Below are 1,428 nucleotides of genomic sequence, written 5' to 3'. Positions count from 1 at the left end.
TGCGGAGATAGTGTTGAAAAAGTCGGTTGATTGGTTGGTCTGGCGCTGATTCACTCGTTTTGAGAGTGGAGGACTTAGCAATGATGGGACCGAGGCAGGTGGCGCAGGGTGCGCTGTTTTATGAGTTCTCGATTGACGAGTTTGTTCCTGCCGATCACTCTCTACGCGGCATTGATCGTTTCCTTGACCTGTCAGACGTTCGACCGCTTCTGGCACCGTCTTATAGCGCGCATGGTCGTCCTTCGATTGACCCTGAGTTGATGATCCGGATGCTGTTGTTGGGCTACTGCCAAGGCATCAGGTCCGAGCGCCGCCTTTGCGAAGAGGTGCATGTCAATCTGGCGTACAGATGGTTTTGCAGGCTCGACCTGACTGACCCGGTGCCTGACCATTCAACTTTCTCGAAGAACCGGCATGGGCGTTTCCGGGAGAGCGGTTTGTTCCGACATCTCTTCGAAACCGTTCTGAGACGCTGTATTGATGAGGGTTTGGTTGGCGGCGAGAGTTTTGGTGTCGATGCCAGCCTGATCCCGGCGAATGCCAACCAGACACGCGGGATTGAAAGCAAGGAAGGTCTGCCCCCCGAACTGACCACCCGCGTGGTTGAGGAATATCTCGAAACGCTGGATGACGCCGCATTCGGCGCGTCCACCAAAGTCGTCCCCAAATACATCTCGCCGGTGGACCCTGCGGCGCGCTGGACAGGCGCCGATGGAGGGGCCGCATTCTTTGCATATTCCACCAACTACATGGTGGATTTGGACAATGCAGTCATCGTGGATGTGGAACCATCCGTACCGATCCGAACCGCGGAGGCCTTTGCCGCGCGACGGATGATCGACCGCATCACGGATCGCTTTGACATGACGCCAGACAAGTTGGTTGGCGATACAGGCTACGGATCGGCAGAGATGCTGGGCTGGCTGGTCGAAGAACGCGGCATCGCCCCGCACATCCCGGTCTGGGATAAATCCAAACGGACGGACGGCACATTCTCACGCGAAGACTTCATCTACGACCCCGCGACCGACAGCTACTCATGCCCTGGCAACAAGGAGCTGCGAACATATCGCCGGAACTTCTCCAAACCGCGAAAGCCGAACGGCGGCAAAGACGGGTTCATCAAATATCGAGCGTCAAAGCACGACTGCGACGCATGCCCATTGAAGGCAAATTGCTGTCCAAAACAGCCAGCTCGAAACGTGCTTCGCTCCGTCCACGAAGCAGCACGCGACGCCGCCCGCGATATCCGAAAAACAGACGCCTACATGACCTCGTTCATTCAAAGACGGAAAGTCGAGATGCTGTTTGCCCACCTGAAGCGATACATCGGCGTGCCGATGATGCGACTTCGAGGACCCAAAGGTGCATATGAGCAGTTCCAACTCGCAGCCACAGCTCAAAACCTAAGGAAACTCGCAAAACTAG

The 1,428-nt window shown here is 56.2% G+C and carries 1 protein-coding gene; it reads left to right on the top strand.

Annotated features, from left to right (window positions below):
* Positions 1-80 precede the first annotated feature (80 nt).
* Positions 81-1,428: transposase (locus ACR0AU_RS21945; protein WP_480796332.1), on the top strand; the 1,348-nt coding region annotated here is incomplete at its 3' end.

The sequence above is a fragment of the Ruegeria sp. CG1 genome (assembly GCF_056537265.1).
Note: the sequence above shows the minus strand (reverse complement) of the source record. Positions and strands in the feature narration are given on the sequence as shown.